The sequence below is a fragment of the Streptomyces sp. NPDC034103 genome (genome assembly GCF_055575395.1).
Genome location: NZ_JBVISS010000009.1, coordinates 181,852 through 205,303 on the forward strand (window position 1 = coordinate 181,852; position 23,452 = coordinate 205,303).

The following is a 23,452-nucleotide window of genomic DNA, read 5'->3' on the forward strand; positions in this document are numbered from 1 at the left end:
CAGGGAGAGGCACCCGCCGATCATGAACGTCCGCCGCAGCGCCGCGGTCCTGGCCGCCACCGCAGTGATCGGGGCCGCCGCACCGGCCGTGGCCGCGAGTCCTTCGCCGTCGCCGTCGGTGGTGATACCGGACGGTCTCTACGGCAGCGCGGACCCCACGTACGACGGGGTGTGGCGGCAGTCGATGACGCTGCTCGCACAGGTGGAGCAGGGCGTGGACCCCGCCGAGACGGCGGTGGACTGGCTGGCCGGGCAGCAGTGCGCGAACGGTGCCTTCCCCGCTTTCCGCGCGGATGCCGCCAAGGCCTGTGACGCCAAGGTCATGGTCGACACCAACAGCACGGCCGCCGCCGTCCAGGCCCTCGCGGCGACGGGCGGCCACGAGGACGCGCCGGGCAAGGCGGTCGCCTGGCTGAAGTCCGTGCAGAACAAGGACGGCGGCTGGGGCTACACGCCGGGCAGGGCGAGCGACGCCAACTCCACCTCCGTGGTCATCGGCGCCCTGAGCGCCGTCGGCGAGCAGCCCGCGAAGGTGCGCAAGGACGGCAGGACGCCGTACGACGCCCTGCTGAAGCTCGCCCTGCCGTGCACCGGTGACGGCGCGGGTGCCTTCGCCTACCAGCCCGACAAGAAGGGCAAGCTCGCCGCCAACGCGGACGCGACGGCCGCGGCCGTGCTCGGCGCGCTCGGCGAGCAGCCGACGAACGTCCAGGCCGACGACGACACCGCCGCGGCGTCCTGCGCGAAGCCCGGCGACGCCGAGCAGGCCGCGCACAACGGCGCCTCCTACCTCGCCAGGGCCCTGGCGAAGGACAAGCACCTGACCTCGGTCATGCCCGGCAGCGAGAACCAGCCCGACTACGGCAACACCGCGGACGCGGTCGTCGCCCTCTCGGCCGCCGACTTCCACACCGAGGCCGCCGCCTCCGGCCGCTGGCTCGCGGCGCACGCCCTCAAGTGGGCCGAGCAGAGCGGTCCGGCCGCGTACGCGCAGCTCGTCCTCGCCGCCCAGGCCTCCGGTCTCAACCCGCGCGACTTCGGGGGCGCGGACCTCGTGGCCCTGCTGAACGCCACCGGTCCCCAGCCGCGGGACGTCCCCGCCGCGAACGAGAGCCGGGCCCCCGAGGCGGACGACAAGGCCGCCGAGAAGGACGAGGAGGGCGTCAGTGTCTGGTGGATCATCGGCGTCGGACTCGTCGCCGGCATCGGCGTCGGCTTCCTGATCAGCGGCCGCAACAAGAAGCGGCAGCCGTGATCCGCCGAGCCCTCGCCCCGCTCCTGGCCGCGCTGGTCCTGCTGACCGGCGCGACCGGCGCCGCCCACGCCACCGGCTACCGCTACTGGTCCTTCTGGGACCGCACCGGCGGCACCTGGACCTACGCCACCCAGGGGCCCGCCACCACCGTCCCCTCCGACGGGGACGTCCAGGGCTTCCGGTTCGCCGTCAGCGAGGACTCCGCGGACGCGACGAAGCCCCGCGGCACGGCGTCCTTCGCCACGATCTGCGCGCGGACCCCGGCCGAGGACGGCCGCAAGCGCGTCGCGCTGGTCGTCGACTTCGGTACGGCGTCGGACGCGCCCTCCGGTGAGACCCCGCCGCCGGCGCGGACGGCGTGCGCGGTGGTCGCCACCGACGCGACCACGGCGGAGGCCCTGGCGACGGTCGCCACACCCCTGCGGTACGGCACCGACGCCCTGCTGTGCGCCATCGCCGGGTATCCGCGGGCGGGGTGCGGGGAGCAGGTGGCGTCGGGGAAGAAGCCGCAGACCGAGTCCCCCGCGCCCGCCCGGTCCGCCGAGAAGGACGACGGCGGCGCGGGCCCGTCGGTGGGTGTCTTCGCCGGCGCCGCGGCCGTGGCGGCACTCGGCGCGGCGGCGGTGTGGCAGGCGAGGCGGCGCCGGAATGCGCGCTGAGCCCGGGCGCCGCGGCGACGGCCGCGCCCCGCGGCTCGCCCCCGGCGGCGCCGCACGGCTTCCTTCCGGCGCCACGCCGCTCCACCCCGGCGCTTGGTGGCTGTGGGCGCTCTCCCTCGGTGTCGCGGCCACCCGCACCACCAACCCCCTCCTGCTCGCCCTGCTGATCGCCACCTCCGCCTTCGTCGTGGCCGCGTGCCGCCCCGACGCCCCCTGGGCCCGCGCCTACTCCGCCTTCGTCAAGCTCGGCCTCGCCGTCCTGCTCATCCGCCTCGCCTTCGCCGTCACCCTCGGCTCCCCTCTGCCCGGCACGCACGTGATCGCCACCCTCCCCGAACTCCCCCTGCCCGACTGGGCGCAGGGCATCCGGCTGGGCGGCCGGGTCACCGTCGAGACCCTGGTCTTCGCGTTCTACGACGGCCTGAAGATCGCCACCCTCCTCATCTGCGTCGGCGCCGCGAACGCCCTCGCCAACCCGAGCCGGCTGCTGAAGACCCTGCCCGGCGCGCTCTACGAGATGGGCGTGGCCGTGGTCGTCGCGATGACCTTCGCCCCGAACCTCATCGCCGACGTGCAGCGGCTGCGCGCCGCCCGCCGCCTGCGCGGCCGCCCGGACGGCGGCCTCCGCGGTCTGCTGGAGGTGGGGCTCCCCGTCCTGGAGGGCGCCCTGGAGCGCTCCGTGGCCCTCGCCGCCGCGATGGACGCCCGCGGCTACGGCCGCACCGCCGCCGTCCCCGCCCCGGTACGCCGTACGACGGCCGCCCTCACCCTCGGCGGACTGCTCGGCATCTGCGCCGGGACATACGGTCTGCTCACCGCCGAGGGCGGCGTCTACGGCCTGCCCGTGCTGCTCGCCGGCGTCGCCGCCGCCCTCGTCGGCCTGCGGCTCGGGGGCCGCCGTACGCCACGCACCCGGTACCGCCCGGACCGCTGGACCACGCGCGCGTGGCTGGTCGCCGGTTCCGGCGCGGCCGTCGCGGCGCTGCTGGCCCTCGCCGCGGTACGGGACCCCGCCGCCCTGCACCCCGGGGTGATCCCGCTGACCGCCCCCACCCTCCCGCTCTGGCCCGCCGCGGCAGTCCTCACCGGACTCCTGCCGGCCTTCCTCGCCCCGCACAAGGAGCCGTCGTGATCCGCTTCGAGGACGTCTCCGTCATCTACGAGGACGCGTCCGAACCCGCCGTCCAGGGCGTGGACCTGGAGGTGCCCGAGGGTGAACTCGTCCTCCTCGTGGGCCCGTCGGGCACCGGCAAGTCCACGATCCTCAACTCCGTCGCGGGCCTGGTCCCGCACTTCACCGGCGGCACCCTGCGCGGTCGGGTCACGGTCGCGGGACGCGACACCCGGACCCACAAGCCGCGGGAACTGGCGGACGTCGTGGGCACGGTGGGCCAGGACCCGCTCGCCCACTTCGTGACGGACACCGTCGAGGACGAACTCGCCTACGGCATGGAGTCGTTGGGTCTGCCGCCCGAGGTGATGCGCCGCCGGGTCGAGGAGACCCTCGACCTCCTGGGCCTCGCCGACCTCCGCGCCCGTTCCATCGCCACCCTCTCCGGCGGTCAGCGCCAGCGCGTCGCGATCGGCTCGGTCCTCACCCCGCACCCGTTGGTCCTGGTCCTCGACGAGCCCACGTCGGCGCTCGACCCCGCGGCGGCCGAGGAGGTCCTGGCCGTCCTCCAGCGCCTGGTCCACGACCTGGGCACGACGGTCCTCATGGCCGAGCACCGTCTGGAACGCGTCATCCAGTACGCCGACCGGATCGCCCTCCTGCCCGGCCCGGGGGCGGCCCCGCTCCTCGGCACGCCGGCCGAGATCATGGCCGTGTCCCCCGTGTACCCGCCGGTGGTGGACCTGGGCCGCCTGGCGGGCTGGTCCCCGCTGCCCCTGACGGTGCGGGACGCGCGGCGCCGGGCGACGGACCTCCGGCAGCGGCTGGAGGCACCGCACAGGGACGCCCTGAAGGGGCGCGGGGAACTTCACGACCAGCGACCCAGCCGTCCTTCGGACGCCCCCGGCCCCTCGCGCGGCACCCCGCCCGCCCGCTGGTTCCGCCGCAGGCAGAACCCCGCCGCCCCCTCCCCGCATCCCGCCGAGGTCCGCGCCCTCACCGTCACGCGGTCCCGCGTCCAGGCCCTGCGCCACGTCGACCTCACCATCGCCGCAGGCGAGACCATCGCCCTCATGGGCCGCAACGGCGCCGGGAAGTCCACCCTGCTCAACACCCTTGTGGGCCTGGTCCGGCCCACCTCCGGCGAGGTCCGCGCGGGCGGCCTGACACCGCACCTCACGGCCCCCAGGGACCTCGTCGGCCGCGTGGGTCTCGTCCCCCAGGAACCCCGCGACCTGCTCTACGCCGACACGGTCGCCGCCGAGTGCGAGGCCGCCGACCGGGACGCCGGCGCGGCGCCCGGCACCTGCCGGGCCCTCGTGGGTGAGCTGCTCCCCGGCGTCGCCGACGACGTCCATCCGCGCGACCTCTCCGAGGGCCAGCGGCTGGTGCTCGCGCTGGCCGTCGTCCTCAGCGCCCGGCCGCCCCTGCTCCTCCTCGACGAGCCGACGCGCGGACTGGACTACGCCGCGAAGGCCCGCCTGGTGACGGTCCTGCGCGAGCTGGCCGCCGAGGGGCACGCGATCGTCCTGGCCACGCACGACGTGGAGCTGGCCGCCGAGCTGGCCCACCGGGTGGTGCTCCTCGCCGACGGCGAGGTGATCGCGGACGGCCCCGCGGCGGACGTCGTCGTCGCCTCCCCCTCCTTCGCGCCGCAGGTCAGCAAGATCCTGGCGCCGCAGAAGTGGCTCACGGTGGCGCAGGTACGCGAGGCGCTCGGATGAGGGCGGTCCGGCTGGGCCCCCGTTCGGTCGCCACCCTCGTCGTCACCGGCGTGGTCGGCCTCGTCGCGTTCGGCTGGCCCTTCATCACCCCGGCGGGCTCCGCCGTCGGCGCCCACAGCCAGGACGCGCCGTGGCTCTTCGCGGGTCTGCTGCTCCTGCTGGTCGCGGTCGTGGCGGCGGCGATCTCGGAGGCGGGCCTCGGTCCGAAGGCGGTGGCGATGCTGGGGGTGCTGGCCGCCACGGGGGCGGCGCTGCGGCCCATCGGCGCCGGGACGGCCGGTATCGAGCCGATGTTCTTCCTGATGGTGCTGAGCGGCCGGGTCCTCGGCCCGGGCTTCGGGTTCGCGCTGGGCTCGACGACGATGTTCGCGTCGGCGCTGCTGACGGGCGGGGTCGGGCCGTGGATGCCGTTCCAGATGATGGCGATGGGCTGGTTCACGATGGGCGCGGGCCTGTTGCCGGGCCGGTTCCGGGGCCGGGCGGAGATCCGGCTCCTCGCCCTGTACGGGTTCGTGGCGGCGTTCGCGTACGGCACGGCGATGAATCTCGCGGGCTGGCCCTTCCTGGGGGCGCTGGCCTCGAACATCGCCTTCGTCGTCGGGGACCCGGTCTCCGCGAACCTGGCCCGTTTCGTCGCGTACTGCCTGGCCACGTCCCTCGGCTGGGACCTGGGCCGAGCGGTGTGCACGGTCGCGCTGACCTTCCTGCTCGGTCCCGCCGTGCTCAGGGCGCTACGCAGAGCCACTCGGCGGGCGAGGTTCGAGACCGCGGTCACATTCGAACCTCGTTGACCGGTGAACCATCCCACATGACCCACATCACTCACTAACCGACTTAGTAGTGCAAATCGGACGCCATGCTCACGCCATAACCGCCCCTGACCTGCTTATTGAGAGCCAGGTCACACGCACCCCGACCACCCCAGATGCGACCACAACTAGTAAAAGGGGTCATTGCGGACGGCCTCCGAGCCTGTTTCTCTGGACAACGTCGCACGGCGCCGACCCGCCCCACGGGCCTCGGCGCCGACGCATGACCCGGACCTCCGGAGCGTGCACGCGACAGCCCCGTCCCCGAGGAAAAGGTTCTCCGTGTCCGTCTCCCGCATCGTTCGCCGCATCGCTTCCCCCAAGAAGGCCGTCACCACCGTCGCGATGGCCGCCGCCACCGCCGGTCTGGTGCTGACCGCGGCGCCCGCTCAGGCGGCCACCACCAGCTCCGCCGCCGAGGCCAAGTCCATCGCGCGTCAGATGATCCCGAACACCGCCCAGTACAACGCGTTCAGCAAGATCGTCGAGCACGAGAGCGGCTGGGACGTCGACGCCACCAACGCCTCCTCCGGCGCGTACGGCCTGGTCCAGGCCCTGCCCGGCTCCAAGATGGCCTCCGCCGGCTCGGACTGGAAGACCAACGCCGAGACCCAGATCGAGTGGGGCCTCGACTACATGAACTCCCGCTACGGCAGCCCGACCGCCGCCTGGGCGTTCTGGCAGGCCAACGGCTGGTACTGAGCCGGCCGGCACCGACTCACCGCGATGCGGCGACCCCCTCCGGGGTCGCCGCATCGTCGTGTGCCCGCCCCTCCCGGCCCGGTGGACCCGTAGGACATCCGCCCCTCAGCCGCCGAACGCAGGTTCGATCAATCGGGTTGAAATGGGCCCGCCCATGACGGAGCATGCCTCGATGCCCCACGAACTCCTCCCCTACGACCTGACCTGGCCCGAGGTCGACCCCCAGCGCCATCCCTTCGACAGCGCCGCCGCCCTCGATGTCGTCCGGGGTCTGGACGCCGCGAGCCGGGTGCCCGAGCGGCCGGTCAGGAAGGCCGCCGCCCATCCCGACGAGGCCTACGCCGAGTACGCCAGGCTGTGCGACTGGTCGCACAGCGAGGGCTGGGACTGGACCCGGGAGATGACCGAGGAGCTCGTCGCGCGGTACGGCCGCTGGAGCACCGGCTGGCGCTGGGCGCACGACGAGGGCGACCTCGGCGGTGGACCCGTGGGCGGCTGGTGCTGCACCCTGCACTCGATCACCACGCCCGGGGAGACCCTGGCGCGGGTCGCCGCCTCGCTGTGTGAGTGGCGGGACTGGCTGGAGTACCTGAGCCGCCGGTTCGACGCCTACCCGCTGTCCTCCTCGGACCCCGAGAGCCGCCGCGACGCCTGGGAGCGCGCCACCCAGCACCTGATCCTCCAGGTCCTGGACCGCACCGGCTCGGGGGACGCCTGGTACAGCCACTGCCGTCAGGTCCTGACCTGGTTCCTCACCCGCTGGGAGGTGCCCCCGCAGACGGCCGAGACGCTGGTCGAGGAGGCCATCGGCGGCCGCTTCGAGAGCTGGACCATGCCGGAGGGGGAGCTGGTGGACGACGTGGCGGAACACCTGGCCACCTCCCTGGAACCCGGCGCACCCGTCCAGCCCGCCGCCGAGGACCGCCGCTTCATCTCGGCACGCCTCCAGTCACTCCTCGACGAATGACGCCCGGGCACCTACCGGACGGCCCCCGCCCCACACCCACCCCGGACCACCCCGGCCCCTGCCCAGCGCCCACTCCGGACCACCTCAGCCCCCACCCGGCACCCACCCCGAACCACCACGGCCCCCACCCCGCGCCCACCCCCAACCACCCGCGCACCGGCCCCGCCGCCCCCGACCACCTGCGCGCCTGGCTCGCCCTCCGCGCCACCGTCCCCTGGCACCGGGCGCCCACGGCCCCCTGCCCTGTCACCCCGGCCCGGGACGGCGCCGCCCACGACATCCGCACCCATGACCGCGCCCGCTCACCGGAGCGCGCAGAACGTCTGCTCACCGCCCTCACCCAGGTCCGCGCGGACGCGGCCCGCGCCGAGCCGCTCACCTTCGCGCTGCTCGGCGGCTGGCAGCGGCACGTGCTGGGCGTCCCGCAGGCCCCGCCGTTCCGCGACGCCCCCGCCTACGCCAAAGCCGGACGGGAGCGGTACGGCATCGGTCCGGACCTGCCCGCCCGGCTGAACGCGTGCCTGGCCGAGGCCCACGACCCCGCGCTCCCCCTCACCGCCCGGGCCGCCCGCGTCTACCTGGACGTCTGCTTCTTCCACCCGTTCGACGACGGCAACGCCCGCTCCGCGTTCCTCGTCCTGACGTTCGTCCTGGCCCGGGAGGGCGCCGCTCTCGACCAGGTCGGCCCCGTGCGCCGGATCAGCCGGCGCGCCGACGATCCCGACGGCGCCCTGGCCCTCGCCGGGCTGCTCGCCGTACTGCTCACGGCCGCGGCGGGGCGACCGGCGCGGTAGCCGGGCGCCGGTGCGCACGCGTCGGCCGGGACCGCGGCGGGATGCGGGCGCTAAGCCTGCGGTACCGGGCCGCCCGCCTTGGCCGCCTGGTGGGCTCTCCACTCCTTGCGGAACAGATAGCCGCGCAGGACCGCGATCCCCAGGAACAGCAGGCCGAAACCGCCCCGGCCCAGGCCCCCCACCTGGACGAACCAGTAGAAGCACGCCCCGGCCATGGTCAGGCAGATGCCGATGACCAGGGGCTCGCGGAGGTAGAAGGGCAGGACACGGAGGATGAGGTTGAGAAACATCGGGCAAGTTGATCAGAACGCGTCAACCCTGTCGAGCCAGAATCAGGGACGCTCGCACCTAGATGCGCTGGAGGATCGTGCCGGTGGCCAGCCCGCCCCCCGCGCACATCGTCACCAGCGCGAACTCCTTGTCCACGCGCTCCAGTTCATGCAGTGCCGACGTGATGAGCCGGGCCCCGGTGGCGCCCACCGGATGCCCGAGCGCGATCGCGCCGCCGTTGACATTGACCTTCTCCAGGTCCTGCTCGAAGACCTGCGCCCAGCTCAGCACCACCGACGCGAAGGCCTCGTTGATCTCCACGAGGTCGATGTCCTTCAGGGACATCCCGGCCTTGCCCAGCACCGCCCTGGTCGCGTCGATCGGCCCGTCGAGGTGGAAGTGCGGGTCGGCACCGACCAGCGCCTGCGCCACGATCCGCGCCCGGGGCCGCAGTTTCAGCGCCCGCGCCATCCGCTTCGACGCCCACATGATCGCGGCGGCGCCGTCGGAGATCTGCGAGGAGTTGCCGGCCGTGTGCACCGCGGTCGGCATGATCGGCTTCAGGCGGGCCAGCGCCTCCATCGAGGTGTCGCGCAGCCCCTCGTCCCGGTCGACCAGCCGCCACATGCCCTGTCCGGCGCGCTGCTCGTCCTCGGTGGTGGGCACCTGGACGGCGAACGTCTCCCGCTTGAAGCGCTCCTCGCTCCAGGCCACCGCGGCCCGCTCCTGCGAGATCAGACCGAGGGCGTCGACGTTCTCGCGGGTCAGCCCCCGGTGCCGGGCGATCCGCTCGGCCGCCTCGAACTGGTTGGGCAGGTCCACGTTCCACTCGTCGGGGAACGGCTTGCCCGGCCCGTGCTTGGACCCGGACCCGAGCGGCACCCGCGACATCGCCTCCACCCCGCAGGAGATGCCGACGTCGATGACGCCCGCGGCGATGAGGTTCGCCGTCATGTGCGAGGCCTGCTGCGAGGAGCCGCACTGGCAGTCGACCGTGGTCGCCGCCGTCTCGTACGGCAGGCCCATCGTCAGCCAGGCCGTGCGCGCGGGGTTCATGGACTGTTCGCCAGCGTGGGTCACGGTGCCGCCGACGATCTGCTCGACACAGTCGGCGGGGATGCCGGTGCGGCCGAGGAGTTCACGGTAGGTCTCGCCCAGGAGATAGGCGGGGTGGAGGTTGGCGAGCGCGCCGCCGCGCCTGCCGATGGGGGTGCGTACGGCTTCGACGATCACGGGTTCCGCGGCCATGGGGAGTTCCTCTCCTCCTCAAGAGCGCGGCGCGGGGGCGTCCCGGCCCGGCCCGCCACGCGGAACTAGTACGTGTTCTAGTTCCATGTGCAGTCTGCTGACTTCGCGTCCACAACCGCAAGGGTCGTGCACGCAATTGGGCTCGCCGTACCCCTTGCCTCTTGTAGAACCCGTTACTACCTTCACGGCAACCCGACCTGATGGGCCGTCAGAACACGACTGTCAGAGCCACGGCTGGAGTGAGTTGCCCATGCCCTGTCCAGCGCTGCCCGACGGGTTCGACCTCACCGATCCCGACCTGCTGCAACACCGAGTCCCGCTGCCGGAGTTCGCCGAGCTGCGCCGGACGGAACCGGTGCACTGGATCCCCCAGTCCGGCAATGTCGCCGGGTTCCGGGACGAGGGCTACTGGGCCGTCACCCGGCACGCGGACGTCAGGTACGTCTCCACGCACCCCGAGCTCTTCTCCTCCACGCTCAACACCGCGATCATCCGCTTCAACGAGCGCATCGAACGCGACGCCATCGACGCCCAGCGGCTGATCATCCTCAACATGGACCCGCCGGAGCACACCCGGGTGCGCCAGATCGTCCAGCGCGGCTTCACGCCCCGCTCGATCCGCGCCCTGGAGCACACCCTGCGCGACCGCGCCCACTCCATCGTCCAGCGCGCCCTGGCCCACGAGGGCTCCTTCGACTTCGTCACCCAGGTCGCCTGCGAACTCCCCCTGCAAGCCATCGCCGAGCTGATCGGCATCCCGCAGGAGGACCGGCTGAAGATCTTCGAGTGGTCGAACCGGATGATCTCCTACGACGATCCCGAGTACGCGATCACCGAGGAGGTCGGCCAGCAGGCGGCGATGGAGGTCATCGCGTACGCCATGAACATGGCCGCGGAGCGCAAGAAGTGCCCGGCGAAGGACATCGTGACCACACTGGTGGCGGCCGAGGACGAGGGCAACCTGGCCTCGGACGAGTTCGGCATGTTCGTCCTCGCGCTGGCGGTGGCCGGCAACGAGACCACCCGCAACGCCATCAGCCACGGCATGCACGCCTTCCTCACCCACCCCGACCAGTGGGAGCTGTTCAAGCGCGAGCGTCCGGCCACCACGGCCGAGGAGATCGTCCGCTGGGCGACCCCGGTGGTCAGCTTCCAGCGCACCGCCACCCAGGACACCGAGCTGGGCGGCAAGAAGATCAAGCAGGGCGACCGGGTGGGCATCTTCTACGCCTCGGCCAACCACGACCCGGAGGTCTTCGACCGGCCGGACACCTTCGACATCACCCGTGACCCCAACCCCCACCTGGGCTTCGGCGGCGGCGGTCCGCACTTCTGCCTGGGCAAGTCCCTGGCCGTGCTGGAGATCAACCTGATCTTCAACGCCATCGCCGACGCCATGCCGGGCCTCCATCTGACCGGCGACCCGCGCCGCCTGCGCTCGGCCTGGATCAACGGCGTCAAGGAACTCCAGGTGAGCGTGGCCTGACCCGCGACCCGGGCCGGTGGCTTCCCGGCGCCGCCGGCCCGTCCTGACCCGGGGGAGGCAGGGAGCACCCCCATCCCTACGTCCCGCTCCCGCCTCCCCCGTGGCCCACCGCCACCGGCCGCCCCTGGGGACCGGCCCCGGCCGCCTTCGCCGTACGCGCCCTGGGTCCCTGGAACAGATAGGCCAGCCCGAAGCCGCCGGCCACCACCAGGGCGCCGCCGACCGCGTCCAGGATCCAGTGGTTGCCCGTCGCCACGATCGACGTCAGCGTGCACAGCGGGTGCAGCGGGCCCAGGGCCTTCATCCACCCCCGGGGCGCGATGATCACGATGACCAGGCCGCACCACAGCGACCAGCCGAAGTGCAGGGACGGCATCGCGGCGTACTGGTTGGTCAGGTGGGTCAGGGTGCCGTAGTCGGGCTGGGAGAAGTCCTGCACCCCGTGGACCGTGTCGATGATGCCGAGGCCCGGCATCAGTCGGGGCGGGGCCAGCGGGTAGAGCCAGAAGCCGACCAGGGCCAGCAGCGTGGTGAAGCCCAGCGAGGCGCGGGCCCAGCGGTAGTCGACCGGGCGGCGCCAGTACAGGACCGCCAGGACCGACAGCGGGACCACGAAGTGGAACGACGTGTAGTAGAAGTCGAGGAAGTCGCGCAGCCAGCCGACCTTGACCACCGCGTGGTTCGCCCAGTGCTCGATGTCGACGTGCAGCCATCGCTCCCAGTCGAGGATCTGCCGGCCGTGGGCCTCCGCGCGTGCCCGGCCCTCGGAGTTGCTGCCGCCCGTCGCCGCGAGCCGCACCTTCTGGTACGCCGCGTACGTCACCCGGATCAGCAGCAGTTCCAGGAGCAGATTCGGACGGGTCAACGCCCGCTTGAGGAACGGCAGCAGCGGCACCCGCCGGAAGCGCGCGGGGACCGGCTCGGCGTGCTCCGCGGGGATCGGGCTCGCGTAGTACGGGGACGTCCGGGGCAGGAAGGGCACGACCGTCGCCGCCGCCAGCGCCGCCAGCAGGACGACGTTGTCGCGCACCGGGTACAGCGTGGACATGTTCGGCAGCATCATCTTCGCCGGCAGCGTCATGACCAGGACCACGGCCACCGGCCACACATACCGGTCCGAGGCCCGCTTCCCGACCCGCCCGACCACCGCGAGCAGCACCCACAGCAGCTGGTGCTGCCAGGTGGTGGGCGAGACCAGGATCGCCGCGCAGCCGGTGATCGCGACCGCGAGCAGCAGCTGTCCGTCACGGGCGTACCGCACGGCCCGGCGCAGGGCCGGCACGGTCACGGCCGCGCCGAGCGCGAGGAACAGCGCGATCTCCACTGGCCCGGACAGGCCCGCGCGCAGCAGCGCGCCGTGCAGCGACTGGTTGGACAGGTCGTCGGCGGGGCCGCCGAGCCCGGTGCCCGCCATGTGGTGGACCCAGTAGGTGTACGAGTCGTGCGGCATCGCCAGCCAGGCCAGCGCCGTGCACGCGGCGAAGGTGAGGGCGCCCCACAGCGCGGCCGGTCGCCGCCCCGTGAACCACAGCAGCGCCGCGAACAGCAGCACCGGTGGCTGGAGCGCGGCGGCGACACCGACCAGCACCCCGCTCGCCCCCTGGCCGCGGACGACGAAGCAGCCCAGCAGGACCAGCAGCACCGGCATGACGCTGGTCTGGCCCAGCCACAGGGTGTTGCGCACCGGCAGCGACAGCATCAGCAGGCTGACCGCGACCGGCGCGGCCAGCAGCGCCGTCAGCCGGCCGACCGGCTGCGGCAGGGCGCGCGCGGCGACCAGGCCGAGGACGACGACCAGCAGCAGCGTGCCGAAGGTCCACCCCCAGCCGAGGGCCTGCTCGGCGGCACGCGTCAACGGCTTGAGCACGAGCCCCCCGAAGGGCGTACCCGTGAACAGGGTGGAGTCGTACAGCGAGCCCTTCACATGCAGGACGCCGTCGGTGCCGACCCAGGTCTCCAGGTCCGTCAGCCGCTCCCCCTCGGGGGTGCTCAGGACGACGGCCACCTGCCGGACGGCGAGTATCGCGGCGACCAGCCACAGCCCCAGGCGGGCCAGGCGCACCCGCGCCCGCACCGAGTCCGCGGCACCCGCTCCGAGCGCCTGCGCGGGTCGTCCGCCGTGTTCCGCATCCAGCACGCCTCGTAGGCCTCCCGCCCCGTTCTCCCACGCGTTGCCCGCGTGTGGGCTGTTCTGCGAACCCTCTCAGCCTCGCACCACCCCAGGAGAGAGACGCGGCGACTCCGGTTTCACCTGACGTCCGTCCCGCTTTTGTCCGAATGACGATAGTCCGCGGCCCCGTGCGGCGGCGCGCGAGGCGCGACCTGGCGCACATACGGCGTACGGCGGAACGGAACCGTGTGCTGCCGCCGTACTACCGTCTGAAGCGGCCACGGCCCTGCTCGCCGTACGGCGCTCCCGGCGGGAACTCGACGGGGCGTCCGTTCGTCAGCCCCAGGGGTGGGCAGCTCCGATCAGCCGCGGGAAAGGCACAGACATATGAGCGAGTCGCAGATCTGGGACGACGTCGACGACTACTTCGCCACCCACCTCACACCCGATGACGAGGCACTGTCCGCCGCCCTGCGCGACAGCGAGGCCGCCGGACTTCCGCGGATCGCCGTCAGCGCCACCCAGGGCAAGCTGCTCCAGCTGCTCGCCCAGGTCCAGGGCGCCCGACGGATCCTGGAGATCGGCACCCTGGGCGGCTACAGCACCATCTGGCTGGCCCGCGCCCTGCCCGCCGACGGGCGGCTGATCTCCCTGGAGTACAGCCCGAGGCACGCGGAGGTCGCGACCGGCAACATCGCGCGGGCCGGCTTCGACCGGCTCGTCGAGGTCCGGGTCGGCCCCGCCCTGGAGTCGCTGCCGAAGCTGGCCGAGGAGGACCCGGCCCCCTTCGACCTGGTCTTCGTCGACGCCGACAAGGCCAACAACCCGCACTACGTGGAGTGGGCGCTGAAGCTCACCCGACCGGGCAGCCTGATCATCGTCGACAACGTCGTGCGCGGCGGCCGCGTCGCCGAGCCGGACAGCGCCGCGCCGGACATCACCGGCACCCGGGCCGCCATCGAACTGATCGGCTCCCACCCGAGGTTGAGCGGGACCGCGATCCAGACGGTGGGCGCCAAGGGCTACGACGGCTTCGCGCTGGCGCGGGTGGTCGCGTAGCCCTTCGCCCACCGGCGCTGATCAACCCTCGTGGTAGAAACCGACGTTGACGGTACGGGGGGCGGTGCGGTCCCGGATGACGATCTCCCCGTTGCCGCCCCTGGGCAGCGGGATGGTCCCGCCGTAGACGAGGGGCTGGGCGTACTGGCCGACGACCAGGTGCACCTCGGAGGACGGTTCGGCCTGTGAGCCCTGGAGCCAGGTCACCTGCCAGCCGCCCTCCGGGCCGCACAGGAACTCCAGATGCACCCGGGAGACGAACAGCCAGTCGTCGGGCGTCGACAGCCGGCACACGGACTGGTCCCGTCCGACACGCAGCACGGCACCCGGGTCACTGGGCGCGTCGGCCATCTGCATGCCGGCCGTGGCACCCTCCTCCGCCGCGGATACGGCGGCCATGGTGAGTTCGAGCACGTGCGCTCCCTTTGCAGTTCCTGAACCGTTCCCGCGCAAGTGTCCTTGCACAGCGGCCGCATGATAAATCGCCCGGCCACCCCACGTCCGGCACAATGGGCTCATGACCGAGCGAAAGCCACCCGGCGTCCCGTTCGAGTCCTGGGTGGACCAGCAGATCCGAGAGGCGCAGGGGCGCGGCGAGTTCGACCGACTGCCCGGCGCGGGCGAGCCGTTGCCCGCCGCTCTCGAGACCCCGTACGACGAACTGTGGTGGATCAGGCGCAAGATGGCCCGCGAAGGGCTGGCCGTGCTGCCGCCCGCGCTGGCGCTGCGCAAGGAGGCGGAGGACGCGCTCGCCGCGGCGTACGCGGCGTCGTCGGAACGGATCGTCCGGAAACTGCTCACGGACGTCAACGTCAAGATCCGCGACATGATGTTCAGGCCGCCGCCCGGCCCCCCGCTGGGTATGAAGCCGTACGACGTCGAGGACGTCGTACGGCTGTGGCGGGAGCGCCGGGCGGCGGCGGGTGACTCAGAGGTGCAGTAGCCGGTCCGCCAGCTCGCGGTAGTCGCGCAGGGCGAGGCGGAGCTGCTCGGTGTCGCCGGCGTCGGCGTTCTTGCCGGCGCCGTCCTGCTGCCAGGACGTGCGCAGGGTGTGGCGGCGCTGGGTCAGGGCGTCCGTGAGGCGGGAGGCGACCTCCTCCATCACGTGGTCGGCCTCCTCCACGGCGGTGCGGGGTCCGTCGACGAACCCGGCGACCGCGTGCTGAAGCCGCAGCGAGAGCTTGTCGATCTCGTCGTGCGGGAGCAGTCGGCCGCGGTGGGCACCCTCGCCCTGGGCCGCCCTCTCGTGCCCTTCCTGCCCGGCGACCAGGGGGGACCTGGAGTTGTCGCCCTTCTCGGCCTGCGCGGCGTCGGACGTGTCGCGGGTGGTGGTGTCTCGGGTGGTGTCGTGGGCCGTGTCGTGGCCCGCCACCAGGGGCGCGCTCTCCTGGCCCTGCGGACCGGCCGAGCGGGCGCCGGTGCCGTAGCCACGTCCCGTCGGGTCGGTTCCCGTCCGGCCGGTGCCCGTGGCGCCTGTAGAGCCCGTGGTGCCCGTGGTGCCCGTGGTGCCCGTGAGCCTGTCTCCGTGCTGCGGGCCTTCGGCCCCCGAGCCGGTTGTCGCGTCCCTCATGTCACTCAACTCCCCTTCGCGTGACGGCGGTTGAACGCCCACGGCTGATGACCGCGGCCGTCGGTGCGGGCGTGGCGGTTGCCGCCCTCGGACTCCTCGTGGATCTCGGCGCGGTCGGCCCGTTCGACCGTCCGGGACGACTCACGGTGGCGACCCTCGCCCACCAGGTCCTCGAACAGCGCCCGAGCCTCGACCATGGCCTCGCGCATCTCCTCGGTGCCGGCCGTGGCGCCGTCCTGCGTCTCGCCCCCACGCAGGTGGGCGGCGCGGTGCACGCGCCGGTACCCGTCCACGTGGTGGGCGTGGTGCACGGACAGCGCGGCGACCTGCTCCTCGTACTGGCCGCCGTCAGGGAACCCCTTGGCCCCGGCCAGCTCGGCGAGCAGCCGGTCCGCCTCCGCCACGGCCTCGCGCGGCGAGTCCACGAACCGCTCCTGGGCCGCGGTCCAGCGGGCCTCGTACTGCTCCCGCTGGGCCGGCTCCAGGGACCGCTCGCGCAGCGAACCGTGCCGCTCGACACGCTGGGCGAGCTCGCGCTCGGCAGCCTGCGAGTCACCGTCGTGCCGGGCCACGGCCCGGTCGTACTCGGGCCCGAAGCGGTGCTGCAGACTGCGGCCACGCTGCGGACCCCGGGCACGCCGGGCAAATACGGCCGCCACCACAAGGACGGCCAGGACAATCACGATCAGAGCGATGATCAGGCCTGTTGACATGCATACCGGGTAGCCCCGGACCGGGTCCTCAAACCGGCAACCACCTTCCTGTGCCGACTGGGGGCGAAGGGGCTGATGGTGCACGCCGTGTCCGACAATGGGCGCCATGACGACCTGGACCGTGGCCCCCGAGCCGTATGACTCCCCTGTGGCCACCGCGCTCTGGCGGGCGTACTACACGGAGGTCAGCGACCGGTACTACCTCCTGCGCGAGGGGCGGCGGACCGCGCCGGAGGAGCTGGAGCGGGAGGTCGCCCGCGCGGACTGGTCCGCGCTCACCCCTCCCCAGGGTCAGTTGCTGGTCGGCCGCTACGGTGACGAACCCGCCGGCACCGCGGGCATACAGCTGCTGGACGCGGACACCGCCGAGCTCAAGCGGGTGTTCGTCCGCGAGGAGCTGCGCGGCCGGGGCGGCGGTCCCGTCCTCGTACGGGCCGCCGAGGACGCCGCCCGCGCGCTGGGTGCCGGACGGATGATCCTCGACACCCGGCACGACCTCGTCGAGGCGCGCGCCCTGTACGCGCGTCTCGGCTTCGAGGAGACCGCGCCGCACAACGACGACACCTACGCCGAGCACTGGTTCGGCAAAGCCCTGTAGAGCGGCCCTGCAGACAGGCCCGGTAGAGAGGCCCCGTAGAGCGGTTCGGCACGGCGCCGGTGGTCGTCGCGGGTCGTCAGCCGGTGCGGGACGCCGTCCCGTTGTGCGGCTGCTCCCGGTCCGAGCCGCACAGCTCGGCGTTGAGGTCCTTCACCAGCTGCGCCAGGTCCGTGGGGCGGTCCGGGCCCCACCAGTCGCCGAGGAGCGCGGCCAGGGACTCCTCACGGGCGAGGGCGAGACGCTCGGCGACCTCCCGGCCGGTGTCGGTCAGGACGAGGTCGACGCCCTGCCGGGTGGCGAGACGCCGTTCCTCGACCTGGCGGGCGGCGGCGATGACCACGTGCAGCGGGACGGCACTGCCCTCGGCGAGGACGGCCGGCTCCGCCCAGCCGTACCTCCTGATCCGCAGCAGCAGCCAGCTCGCCCCCGGCAGCAGGTCGTAGCCCGCCCGCTCGGTGATCTCCCGGTAGATCTCCCGGCGCCCCTCCCGGGTGCCGAGCACCGACAGCGCCCGGCACACCTCGTCGTACGAGGACCGCTCCACCGGGTTGCTGGCGAGGGTCTCGGTGAGGTCCGGCGCCGTGACCGAGGCGCGCAGCCGGTCCTCCTTCAGGAACCAGGCCAGCACGAAGCCGAGCAGGGCGACCGGGGCGGCGTACAGGAAGACGTCCGTGATGGAGGAGGCGTACGCGTGCACCGCGGGCGGCTGGAGCGCGCCCGGCAGTTCGAGGATGTCGCGCGGGTCGGACTCCAGGCGGTCCACCGACGCGCCCGGCGGGAGTTCGGCGCCGCGGAAGGCCGCGGTGAGCTTGTCACCGAGGCGGCTCGCGAAGACGGTGCCGAAGACGGCCACGCCGAAGGAGGCGCCGATCGAGCGGAAGAAGGTCGCGCCGGACGTGGCCACACCCAGGTCCTCGTACGAGACGGCGTTCTGCACGATGAGGACCAGCACCTGCATCACCAGGCCGAGGCCCAGACCGAACACGAAGAAGTACGTGCTCATCTCCGCGGTCGAGCTGTTCTCGTCCAAACGGTGGAGCAGGAGCAGACCGAGAGTGGTGACGCCGGTGCCCGCGATCGGGAACACCTTCCAGCGGCCCGTGCGGCTGACGATCTGCCCGGACGCCGTCGACGACAGCAGCAGGCCGGCCACCATCGGCAGCATGTGCACGCCGGACATGGTCGGACTGACACCCTGGACGACCTGGAGGAAGGTCGGCAGGTAGGTCATCGCGCCGAACATCGCGAAACCGACGACGAAGCTGATGACCGCGGAGAGCGTGAAGGTGCGGACGCGGAACAGCTTCAGCGGGAGGACCGGCTCGGCGGCCCGGCGCTCCACGGCCACGAAGGCGACGGCGAGGACGACACCGAGGACGGCCAGACCGACGATCTGCGGCGAGCCCCAGCCCCAGGTGGTGCCGCCGAGGGACGCCACCAGCACCAGGCAGGTGGCGACAGCGGCGATGAGGAACGTGCCGAGATAGTCGATGACGTGCCGCGTCGCCCTGCTCGGGATGCGGAGCGCGGTGGCGATGACCGCGAGCGCGACCACCCCGACGGGCAGGTTGACGTAGAAAACCCAGCGCCAGCTGAGATGCTCCGTGAACAGGCCGCCGAGGAGCGGGCCGAGCACACTGGTCGCCCCGAACACGGCCCCGAACAGGCCCTGGTAGCGGCCCCGTTCGCGCGGCGGGACGATGTCGCCGACGATCGCCATCGACAGCACCATGAGACCGCCGCCGCCGAGTCCCTGGAGGGCGCGGAAGGCGATCAGCTGGGGCATGTTCTGCGCCATGCCGCACAGCGCCGAGCCGATCAGGAAGATCACGATCGCCGTCTGGAACAGCTTCTTGCGGCCGTACTGGTCGCCGAGCTTGCCCCACAGGGGGGTCGCCGCGGTCGAGGCGAGCAGGTACGCGGTGACCACCCAGGACAGGTGCTCCAGTCCGCCGAGGTCGCTGACGATCGTGGGCAGCGCGGTGGAGACGATGGTCTGGTCCAGGGCGGCCAGGAGCATCCCCAGGAGCAGGGCGCCGATGGAGACGAGGACGTCGCCGGAGGGGTGCGGGTCGCCGGGCCGGCGTTGGGTGCGGTCCTGGGGCGGGTCCTGGGGCGGGTCCTGGGGCGGGTCCTGCGGGCGGCCCTGCGGCCGGTCCGGGGTGAGGCCGGAGGCCTGATCGGGGGCCTGATCGGTGGCCTGAGCGGGGGTTCGGCCGTGTGTCGGGGCTTGCGCCCGGTCCTGCGGCCCGTCTCGTGGGTCTCGCACATCTCCCGTCATACCGTGCGCGTCCTCGGCCATGAAGACCTCCTGGCGGTCTCGTTACATCTCCATCGTGGTTGGTGTGACCGTTTATGGCCTGTTGAGTCCTGTCGGAACCCGACATTCCGGGGGCTTGTGGGGCGGGCGTGTGGAGGGGGTCTGCATAATCTCTGGAGTTCGCGAGGGGAGGGACGAACACATGGCGGAACCGAGCGGCCATCTGTGCCCGGAGTGCGGGGCGCCCAGAGGGGTCGACCACACGCCGTCGTGCGGCTGCACGCAGCGGGCGTCCGACGCCCTGCGCGAGACGCGTACGGCGGAGGCTGCCGCGGCGGAGGACTTCGATCCGTTGCGGATACGTCCCTATGTGGAGCTGGAGGGGGAGGCGTCGGCCGAGTCGCCCGGGTCGCCTGGGCCACCCGGGTCGCCTGGGCCACCCGGGTCGCCTGGGTCGCCCGGGTCGCCCGGGTCGTCTGGTTCTTCCGGGTCGTCTGGTGGCGGGGCGCCGGGTGGGGCCGACGTGACCATGCCGCTGCGGGCGGTGCCCGCGGAGTTGCCCACGCCGTTGTCGCCACCGTCGTCGGCGCCGAGCACCATGGATCTGAGCCTGTTCGACGGGGTCGCTGCGGGAGGCCCCGAGGACGACGTCGAGGCCGGGTCCCGGCGTCCGCGCCGTACGCTCCTGCTGGGCGCGGTCGGTGGGGTGGTGGCGGTGATCGCCGCGGCCGGGCTGGCGAGCGGGTTCTTCTCCTACGAGGCGCCGAGCCGCGACGGGGCCCAGCCGGAGCAGGTACGGGCGAGCGTCCCGGACGCTGCGACGACCTCGGCTTCCGGGTCCCCGACCCCGAGCACGGCCTCCGCACCGCCCCCGGCAACCGCCCCGTCCGCGTCGGCCTCCCCCAGCCCGTCCGCCTCCCCGTCCCCCTCCCGCAGCTCGGCCTCGCCCTCCCCGTCCCGCTCCACGGTGCCCTCGGCGCCGGTGACCACCTCCGCCGCGCCGACCGGGGCGGCCGACGAGGCCGACGGCGCCGGTAAGGGCACCCCGCCGGTGCTCCGCCGCGGCTCCGCGGGCGAGGAGGTCGTGGAACTGGAACTCCGCCTCACCCAGCTCGGCCTGTACACCAGGAAGGCGAGCGGCCAATACAACGAGGGTGTCCAGGACGCGGTGGGGCGCTACCAGTGGGCGCGGGGGATCCAGGTCGCCGAATACGGCGCGTACGACCTCACCACGCGCGAGCGTCTGGAGTCGGAGACGCGGGAGCCGTAGGCCGCGGTGCGTTGTGGGTCGGGGCCGCACCGGGGGGTGTCCGTCCTCGGTCGGGCGCAACCGTGGGGCCAAGCTGTGCTGTCGGTCGGACGCCCGACACTGCGGGCGGGCACCCCCCGGTACGTCCCCTTCCCGCCGTGGCGCCGGTGGCCCGTCCGTGGGGGTGCGCCCCTTCGCCTTCCATCCCCCGCCGGTGCGGGGCGCCTGCCTGTCTTTCAGCCCGTCCGGCGTTTGAGGACGAGGCCCGTTCAGGGCCGATGGGGGGTCTGGGGGCGCAGCCCCCAGCATGGGACGGGTAGGGGCGGCGGGGGCGAGAAACGCTCACCGGTCGCGGTGCGTGGGGGCGGGGTCGTTCCAACCCCGCCGTGGCGCGCCGGTCAGCCCACGTAGACGCGGACCGTTCCGGCCTCGTCCCGCTCCACCCGTACCTGGGTCAGGTCCCGTACGACCACGTCCGGCTCATGGAAGTCCGCCCGCGGCCCGACGCCCACGACCTGCATCCCCGCGGAGCGCCCCGCCGCGATCCCCGCCCCCGAGTCCTCGAAGACGATGCAGTCCTCCGGCGCCACACCCAGCTCCGCGGCCCCCTTCAGGAAGCCCTCGGGGTGCGGCTTGCTCTCGCCGACGGACTCGGCGGTGACGCGGATGTCGGGGAGCGGCAGGCCGGCGGCAGCCATCCGGGCCGTGGAGAGCGCGACGTCGGCCGAGGTGACCAGGGCATGCGGCACCCCCCGCAGCGACGCGAGGAAGGCCTCCGCGCCGGGTATCGCCACCACGCCGTCCATGTCCGCCGTCTCCTCGGCGAGCATGCGGGCGTTGTCCGCGTGGTTCTGCTCCATCGGCCGGTCCGGCAGCAGCAGCGCCATCGACGCGTAGCCCTGCCGTCCGTGCACGACCTTCATGATCTCGCCGCCGTCCAGGCCGTGCCGCTCGGCCCACCGCCGCCAGCACCGTTCGACGACGGCGTCGGAGTTCACCAGGGTGCCGTCCATGTCGAGCAGGAGGGCACGGGCGGTCAGCACGGTGGGTACGGCGGTGGCCGTCATCGGCAGCTCCAGGACGAGGGGACCGGGGGTGACCCGGAGGGGACAAGGCGGCCCCCGCCCGCCGGTCAGGGAGAACGGGCGGGGAACCACTTTGTTTCTCCACGGTACAAAACCGTGACCGGTTTGCGCCAGCGCATCCCGGAAGTATTCATCCGCCGTTCAGCTCAGCCGGTGGCCGCCTCCCACAGGCTCCACACCCCGAGGCCCAGCATCAGCAGCGCCGCCACCTTCGTGATCAACCGCAACGGCACCCGCTTCATCAGCGCCTTTCCGCCGACGATGCCCAGCCCGGCCACCGCCCACAGCGCGAGCACCGCACCGAGACCGACGGAGAGCGGGTCGTCGTAGCGGGCGGCCAGGTTCGCCGTCATGATCTGGGTCAGATCGCCGAACTCGGCGACCAGGATGAGCATGAAGCCCGCGCCCGCGACCTTCCAGAAGGACTGGTCCTGCGGGCGCCGGACCTCCTCGTCGCCCTCCTCCTTCTTCATCAGCAGCACCGCGGCGCCACCCAGGAAGAGGACCCCCGTGAGCGCGTGGACCAGTTGCTGCGGCAACAGCGTGAGCACGCTGCCCGCCGCCACGGCCAGCGCCACATGGAGCGCGAAGGCCGCCGCCACGCCGGCGAAGACGTACGAGGCGCGGTAGCGGGTGCCGAGGACGAGACCGGCGAGCGCGGTCTTGTCCGGCAGTTCCGCGAGAAAGACGACGCCGAAGACGACGGCCGTCACGGTGAAGCTGATCAAGGTTCCTCAATCGGTAGGGCTGCCCCACCGAGAGTGTTGCTGCGCTACGACACCTCGGCACGGCAGCACACGGATACACCTGTGCACTGCTTGCCGAAGGTCTCGCTGGCCGGTCCTCGAGAAGACCTGCCTCCGGGCGCCGGCTCAGACGAGCTGAGCAGTATGTCGACGGTCCGGCGAAGAGCTACTCCCCTTCTGCTCCGACCATCATACGAGATCGTTTCGCCGTAAACCTTGTCGTGTCATGTACGCGTCACTAGCTTCTTACCCGGCACACATCTCCCCGCAACACGGCGCCGCGAGCATTCCCTCGCTCGCGCTCAACACCCCCACCCCTCAAGGGAGTTCGCATGGCGAAGTTCTACGCGCGTCGACGGCTCAGCATACTCGCCGCGCTCACCGGGCTCATAGCCTCGGTCGGGCTCTTCAACGGTCCGACCGCGTCCGCCGCGCTGCCCACCCCGGTCAGCGGCGCCACGGCCCGCACCTACCTCGCCTCGCTCACCGTGGCGACCGAGGACCGCACCGGCTACAGCCGTGACCTGTTCAACCACTGGATCACCATCTCGGGCAGCTGCAACACCCGGGAGACGGTCCTCAAGCGCGACGGTACGAACGTCGTCACGGACTCCGCCTGCGCCGCCACCAGCGGCAGCTGGTACTCCCCGTACGACGGCGCCACCTGGACCGCCGCCTCCGACCTCGACATCGACCACCTGGTCCCGCTCGCCGAGGCCTGGGACTCCGGCGCCGACGGCTGGACCTCCACCCAGCGCCAGAACTTCGCCAACGACCTGACCCGCCCCCAGCTCATCGCCGTCACGGACAACGTGAACCAGGCCAAGGGCGACCAGGACCCGGCCACCTGGATGCCGTCGCGCACCGCGTACCGCTGCACCTACGTCCGCGCCTGGGTCCAGGTGAAGTACTACTACGACCTGTCCGTGGACTCCGCGGAGAAGAGCGCGCTGACCACTTACCTGGCCAATTGCTGACGATTCGGTGCGGGACCTCCCCAGCGGCCTCCGTCGTTCCGTACCGTACGGGACGACGGA

At 72.7% G+C, this 23,452-nt stretch carries 23 protein-coding genes; 14 read left to right on the forward strand and 9 right to left on the reverse strand.

Features of this window, described 5'->3' with window-relative positions; genetic code table 11:
- Positions 1-22 precede the first annotated feature (22 nt).
- The 8 genes from ACZ56U_RS21480 to ACZ56U_RS21515 all read left to right on the forward strand — a co-directional run bounded on the left by ACZ56U_RS21480 (position 23) and on the right by ACZ56U_RS21515 (position 8,021).
- Complete coding sequence (locus ACZ56U_RS21480; RefSeq protein WP_469085597.1) at positions 23-1,255, forward strand: prenyltransferase/squalene oxidase repeat-containing protein; 1,233 nt, start codon at positions 23-25, stop codon at positions 1,253-1,255.
- On the forward strand, positions 1,252-1,914 hold the full coding sequence (locus tag ACZ56U_RS21485) for an SCO2322 family protein (RefSeq protein ID WP_469085598.1): 663 nt from the start codon (positions 1,252-1,254) through the stop codon (positions 1,912-1,914). The genes ACZ56U_RS21480 and ACZ56U_RS21485 overlap by 4 nt, the downstream gene beginning before the upstream one ends.
- Entirely contained in the window at positions 1,904-3,046 is a 1,143-nt protein-coding gene (locus ACZ56U_RS21490; protein ID WP_469085599.1) for an energy-coupling factor transporter transmembrane component T, read from the forward strand. Before ACZ56U_RS21485 ends, ACZ56U_RS21490 begins: the two co-directional genes overlap by 11 nt.
- Positions 3,043-4,749: an ABC transporter ATP-binding protein gene (locus ACZ56U_RS21495; protein ID WP_469085600.1), complete on the forward strand. Its 1,707-nt coding sequence runs from the start codon at positions 3,043-3,045 to the stop codon at positions 4,747-4,749. Before ACZ56U_RS21490 ends, ACZ56U_RS21495 begins: the two co-directional genes overlap by 4 nt.
- Positions 4,746-5,540: an ECF transporter S component gene (locus ACZ56U_RS21500; protein ID WP_469085601.1), complete on the forward strand. Its 795-nt coding sequence runs from the start codon at positions 4,746-4,748 to the stop codon at positions 5,538-5,540. Before ACZ56U_RS21495 ends, ACZ56U_RS21500 begins: the two co-directional genes overlap by 4 nt.
- Positions 5,541-5,840: 300 nt before the next feature.
- Positions 5,841-6,260: an aggregation-promoting factor C-terminal-like domain-containing protein gene (locus ACZ56U_RS21505; RefSeq protein ID WP_391229508.1), complete on the forward strand. Its 420-nt coding sequence runs from the start codon at positions 5,841-5,843 to the stop codon at positions 6,258-6,260.
- Positions 6,261-6,414: 154 nt separating this feature from the next.
- On the forward strand, positions 6,415-7,227 hold the full coding sequence (locus ACZ56U_RS21510) for a hypothetical protein (RefSeq protein WP_469085602.1): 813 nt from the start codon (positions 6,415-6,417) through the stop codon (positions 7,225-7,227).
- Positions 7,224-8,021, forward strand: coding sequence for a Fic family protein (locus ACZ56U_RS21515; RefSeq protein ID WP_469085603.1), 798 nt, complete (start codon positions 7,224-7,226; stop codon positions 8,019-8,021). The genes ACZ56U_RS21510 and ACZ56U_RS21515 overlap by 4 nt, the downstream gene beginning before the upstream one ends.
- 50 nt (positions 8,022-8,071) lie before the next feature.
- Here ACZ56U_RS21515 and ACZ56U_RS21520 read toward each other — a convergent pair whose 3' ends face one another.
- Positions 8,072-8,311 (reverse strand): hypothetical protein, encoded by a 240-nt coding sequence (locus ACZ56U_RS21520; protein ID WP_469085604.1) that lies wholly within the window; start codon positions 8,309-8,311, stop codon positions 8,072-8,074.
- 58 nt (positions 8,312-8,369) lie between these two features.
- Positions 8,370-9,539: a steroid 3-ketoacyl-CoA thiolase gene (locus ACZ56U_RS21525; protein WP_469085605.1), complete on the reverse strand. Its 1,170-nt coding sequence runs from the start codon at positions 9,537-9,539 to the stop codon at positions 8,370-8,372.
- A 250-nt stretch (positions 9,540-9,789) separates the two neighbouring features.
- Between ACZ56U_RS21525 and ACZ56U_RS21530 the strand changes: the two genes are divergently transcribed.
- Complete coding sequence (locus ACZ56U_RS21530; RefSeq protein ID WP_469085606.1) at positions 9,790-11,025, forward strand: cytochrome P450; 1,236 nt, start codon at positions 9,790-9,792, stop codon at positions 11,023-11,025.
- A 76-nt stretch (positions 11,026-11,101) separates the two neighbouring features.
- Here the strand turns inward: ACZ56U_RS21530 and ACZ56U_RS21535 are convergent, their stop codons facing one another.
- Positions 11,102-13,162, reverse strand: coding sequence for a bifunctional glycosyltransferase 87/phosphatase PAP2 family protein (locus ACZ56U_RS21535; protein ID WP_469085607.1), 2,061 nt, complete (start codon positions 13,160-13,162; stop codon positions 11,102-11,104).
- Between the two features lie 360 nt (positions 13,163-13,522).
- Between ACZ56U_RS21535 and ACZ56U_RS21540 the strand changes: the two genes are divergently transcribed.
- On the forward strand, positions 13,523-14,194 hold the full coding sequence (locus ACZ56U_RS21540) for an O-methyltransferase (protein WP_469085608.1): 672 nt from the start codon (positions 13,523-13,525) through the stop codon (positions 14,192-14,194).
- A 21-nt stretch (positions 14,195-14,215) separates the two neighbouring features.
- Here the strand turns inward: ACZ56U_RS21540 and ACZ56U_RS21545 are convergent, their stop codons facing one another.
- Positions 14,216-14,608: a hypothetical protein gene (locus ACZ56U_RS21545; RefSeq protein WP_398832153.1), complete on the reverse strand. Its 393-nt coding sequence runs from the start codon at positions 14,606-14,608 to the stop codon at positions 14,216-14,218.
- Positions 14,609-14,711: 103 nt separating this feature from the next.
- Between ACZ56U_RS21545 and ACZ56U_RS21550 the strand changes: the two genes are divergently transcribed.
- Complete coding sequence (locus ACZ56U_RS21550) at positions 14,712-15,137, forward strand: DnaJ family domain-containing protein (RefSeq protein ID WP_469085609.1); 426 nt, start codon at positions 14,712-14,714, stop codon at positions 15,135-15,137.
- Here ACZ56U_RS21550 and ACZ56U_RS21555 read toward each other — a convergent pair.
- Both ACZ56U_RS21555 and ACZ56U_RS21560 read right to left on the reverse strand, forming a co-directional pair.
- Complete coding sequence (locus ACZ56U_RS21555) at positions 15,123-15,764, reverse strand: hypothetical protein (RefSeq protein ID WP_469085610.1); 642 nt, start codon at positions 15,762-15,764, stop codon at positions 15,123-15,125. The genes ACZ56U_RS21550 and ACZ56U_RS21555 overlap by 15 nt on opposite strands.
- 5 nt (positions 15,765-15,769) lie before the next feature.
- The gene (locus ACZ56U_RS21560) at positions 15,770-16,477 is read right to left on the reverse strand and encodes a hypothetical protein (protein WP_469085611.1); all 708 of its coding nucleotides are present in this window, start codon (positions 16,475-16,477) and stop codon (positions 15,770-15,772) included.
- Positions 16,478-16,574: 97 nt separating this feature from the next.
- Between ACZ56U_RS21560 and ACZ56U_RS21565 the strand changes: the two genes are divergently transcribed.
- On the forward strand, positions 16,575-17,075 hold the full coding sequence (locus tag ACZ56U_RS21565; protein WP_469085612.1) for a GNAT family N-acetyltransferase: 501 nt from the start codon (positions 16,575-16,577) through the stop codon (positions 17,073-17,075).
- Between the two features lie 76 nt (positions 17,076-17,151).
- Here ACZ56U_RS21565 and ACZ56U_RS21570 read toward each other — a convergent pair whose 3' ends face one another.
- Positions 17,152-19,344 carry a DHA2 family efflux MFS transporter permease subunit gene (locus ACZ56U_RS21570; protein ID WP_469085613.1) on the reverse strand — a complete coding sequence of 731 codons (2,193 nt, stop codon included), beginning with the start codon at positions 19,342-19,344 and terminating at the stop codon, positions 17,152-17,154.
- A 520-nt stretch (positions 19,345-19,864) separates the two neighbouring features.
- Here ACZ56U_RS21570 and ACZ56U_RS21575 point away from each other — a divergent pair.
- Positions 19,865-20,605 carry a peptidoglycan-binding domain-containing protein gene (locus ACZ56U_RS21575; protein ID WP_469085832.1) on the forward strand — a complete coding sequence of 247 codons (741 nt, stop codon included), beginning with the start codon at positions 19,865-19,867 and terminating at the stop codon, positions 20,603-20,605.
- Positions 20,606-20,982: 377 nt separating this feature from the next.
- On the opposite strand, the gene ACZ56U_RS21580 is transcribed toward ACZ56U_RS21575, so the two are convergent.
- Together ACZ56U_RS21580 and ACZ56U_RS21585 are read right to left on the reverse strand one after the other, a co-directional pair.
- Positions 20,983-21,651 carry an HAD family hydrolase gene (locus ACZ56U_RS21580; protein WP_469085614.1) on the reverse strand — a complete coding sequence of 223 codons (669 nt, stop codon included), beginning with the start codon at positions 21,649-21,651 and terminating at the stop codon, positions 20,983-20,985.
- Between the two features lie 164 nt (positions 21,652-21,815).
- Positions 21,816-22,397, reverse strand: a complete 582-nt coding sequence (locus ACZ56U_RS21585; RefSeq protein ID WP_469085615.1) for a TMEM165/GDT1 family protein — start codon at positions 22,395-22,397, stop codon at positions 21,816-21,818.
- Between the two features lie 350 nt (positions 22,398-22,747).
- On the opposite strand from ACZ56U_RS21585, the gene ACZ56U_RS21590 reads away from it, so the two are divergent.
- Positions 22,748-23,392, forward strand: a complete 645-nt coding sequence (locus tag ACZ56U_RS21590; RefSeq protein WP_469085616.1) for an HNH endonuclease family protein — start codon at positions 22,748-22,750, stop codon at positions 23,390-23,392.
- The last annotated feature ends 60 nt before the right edge of the window (positions 23,393-23,452 follow it).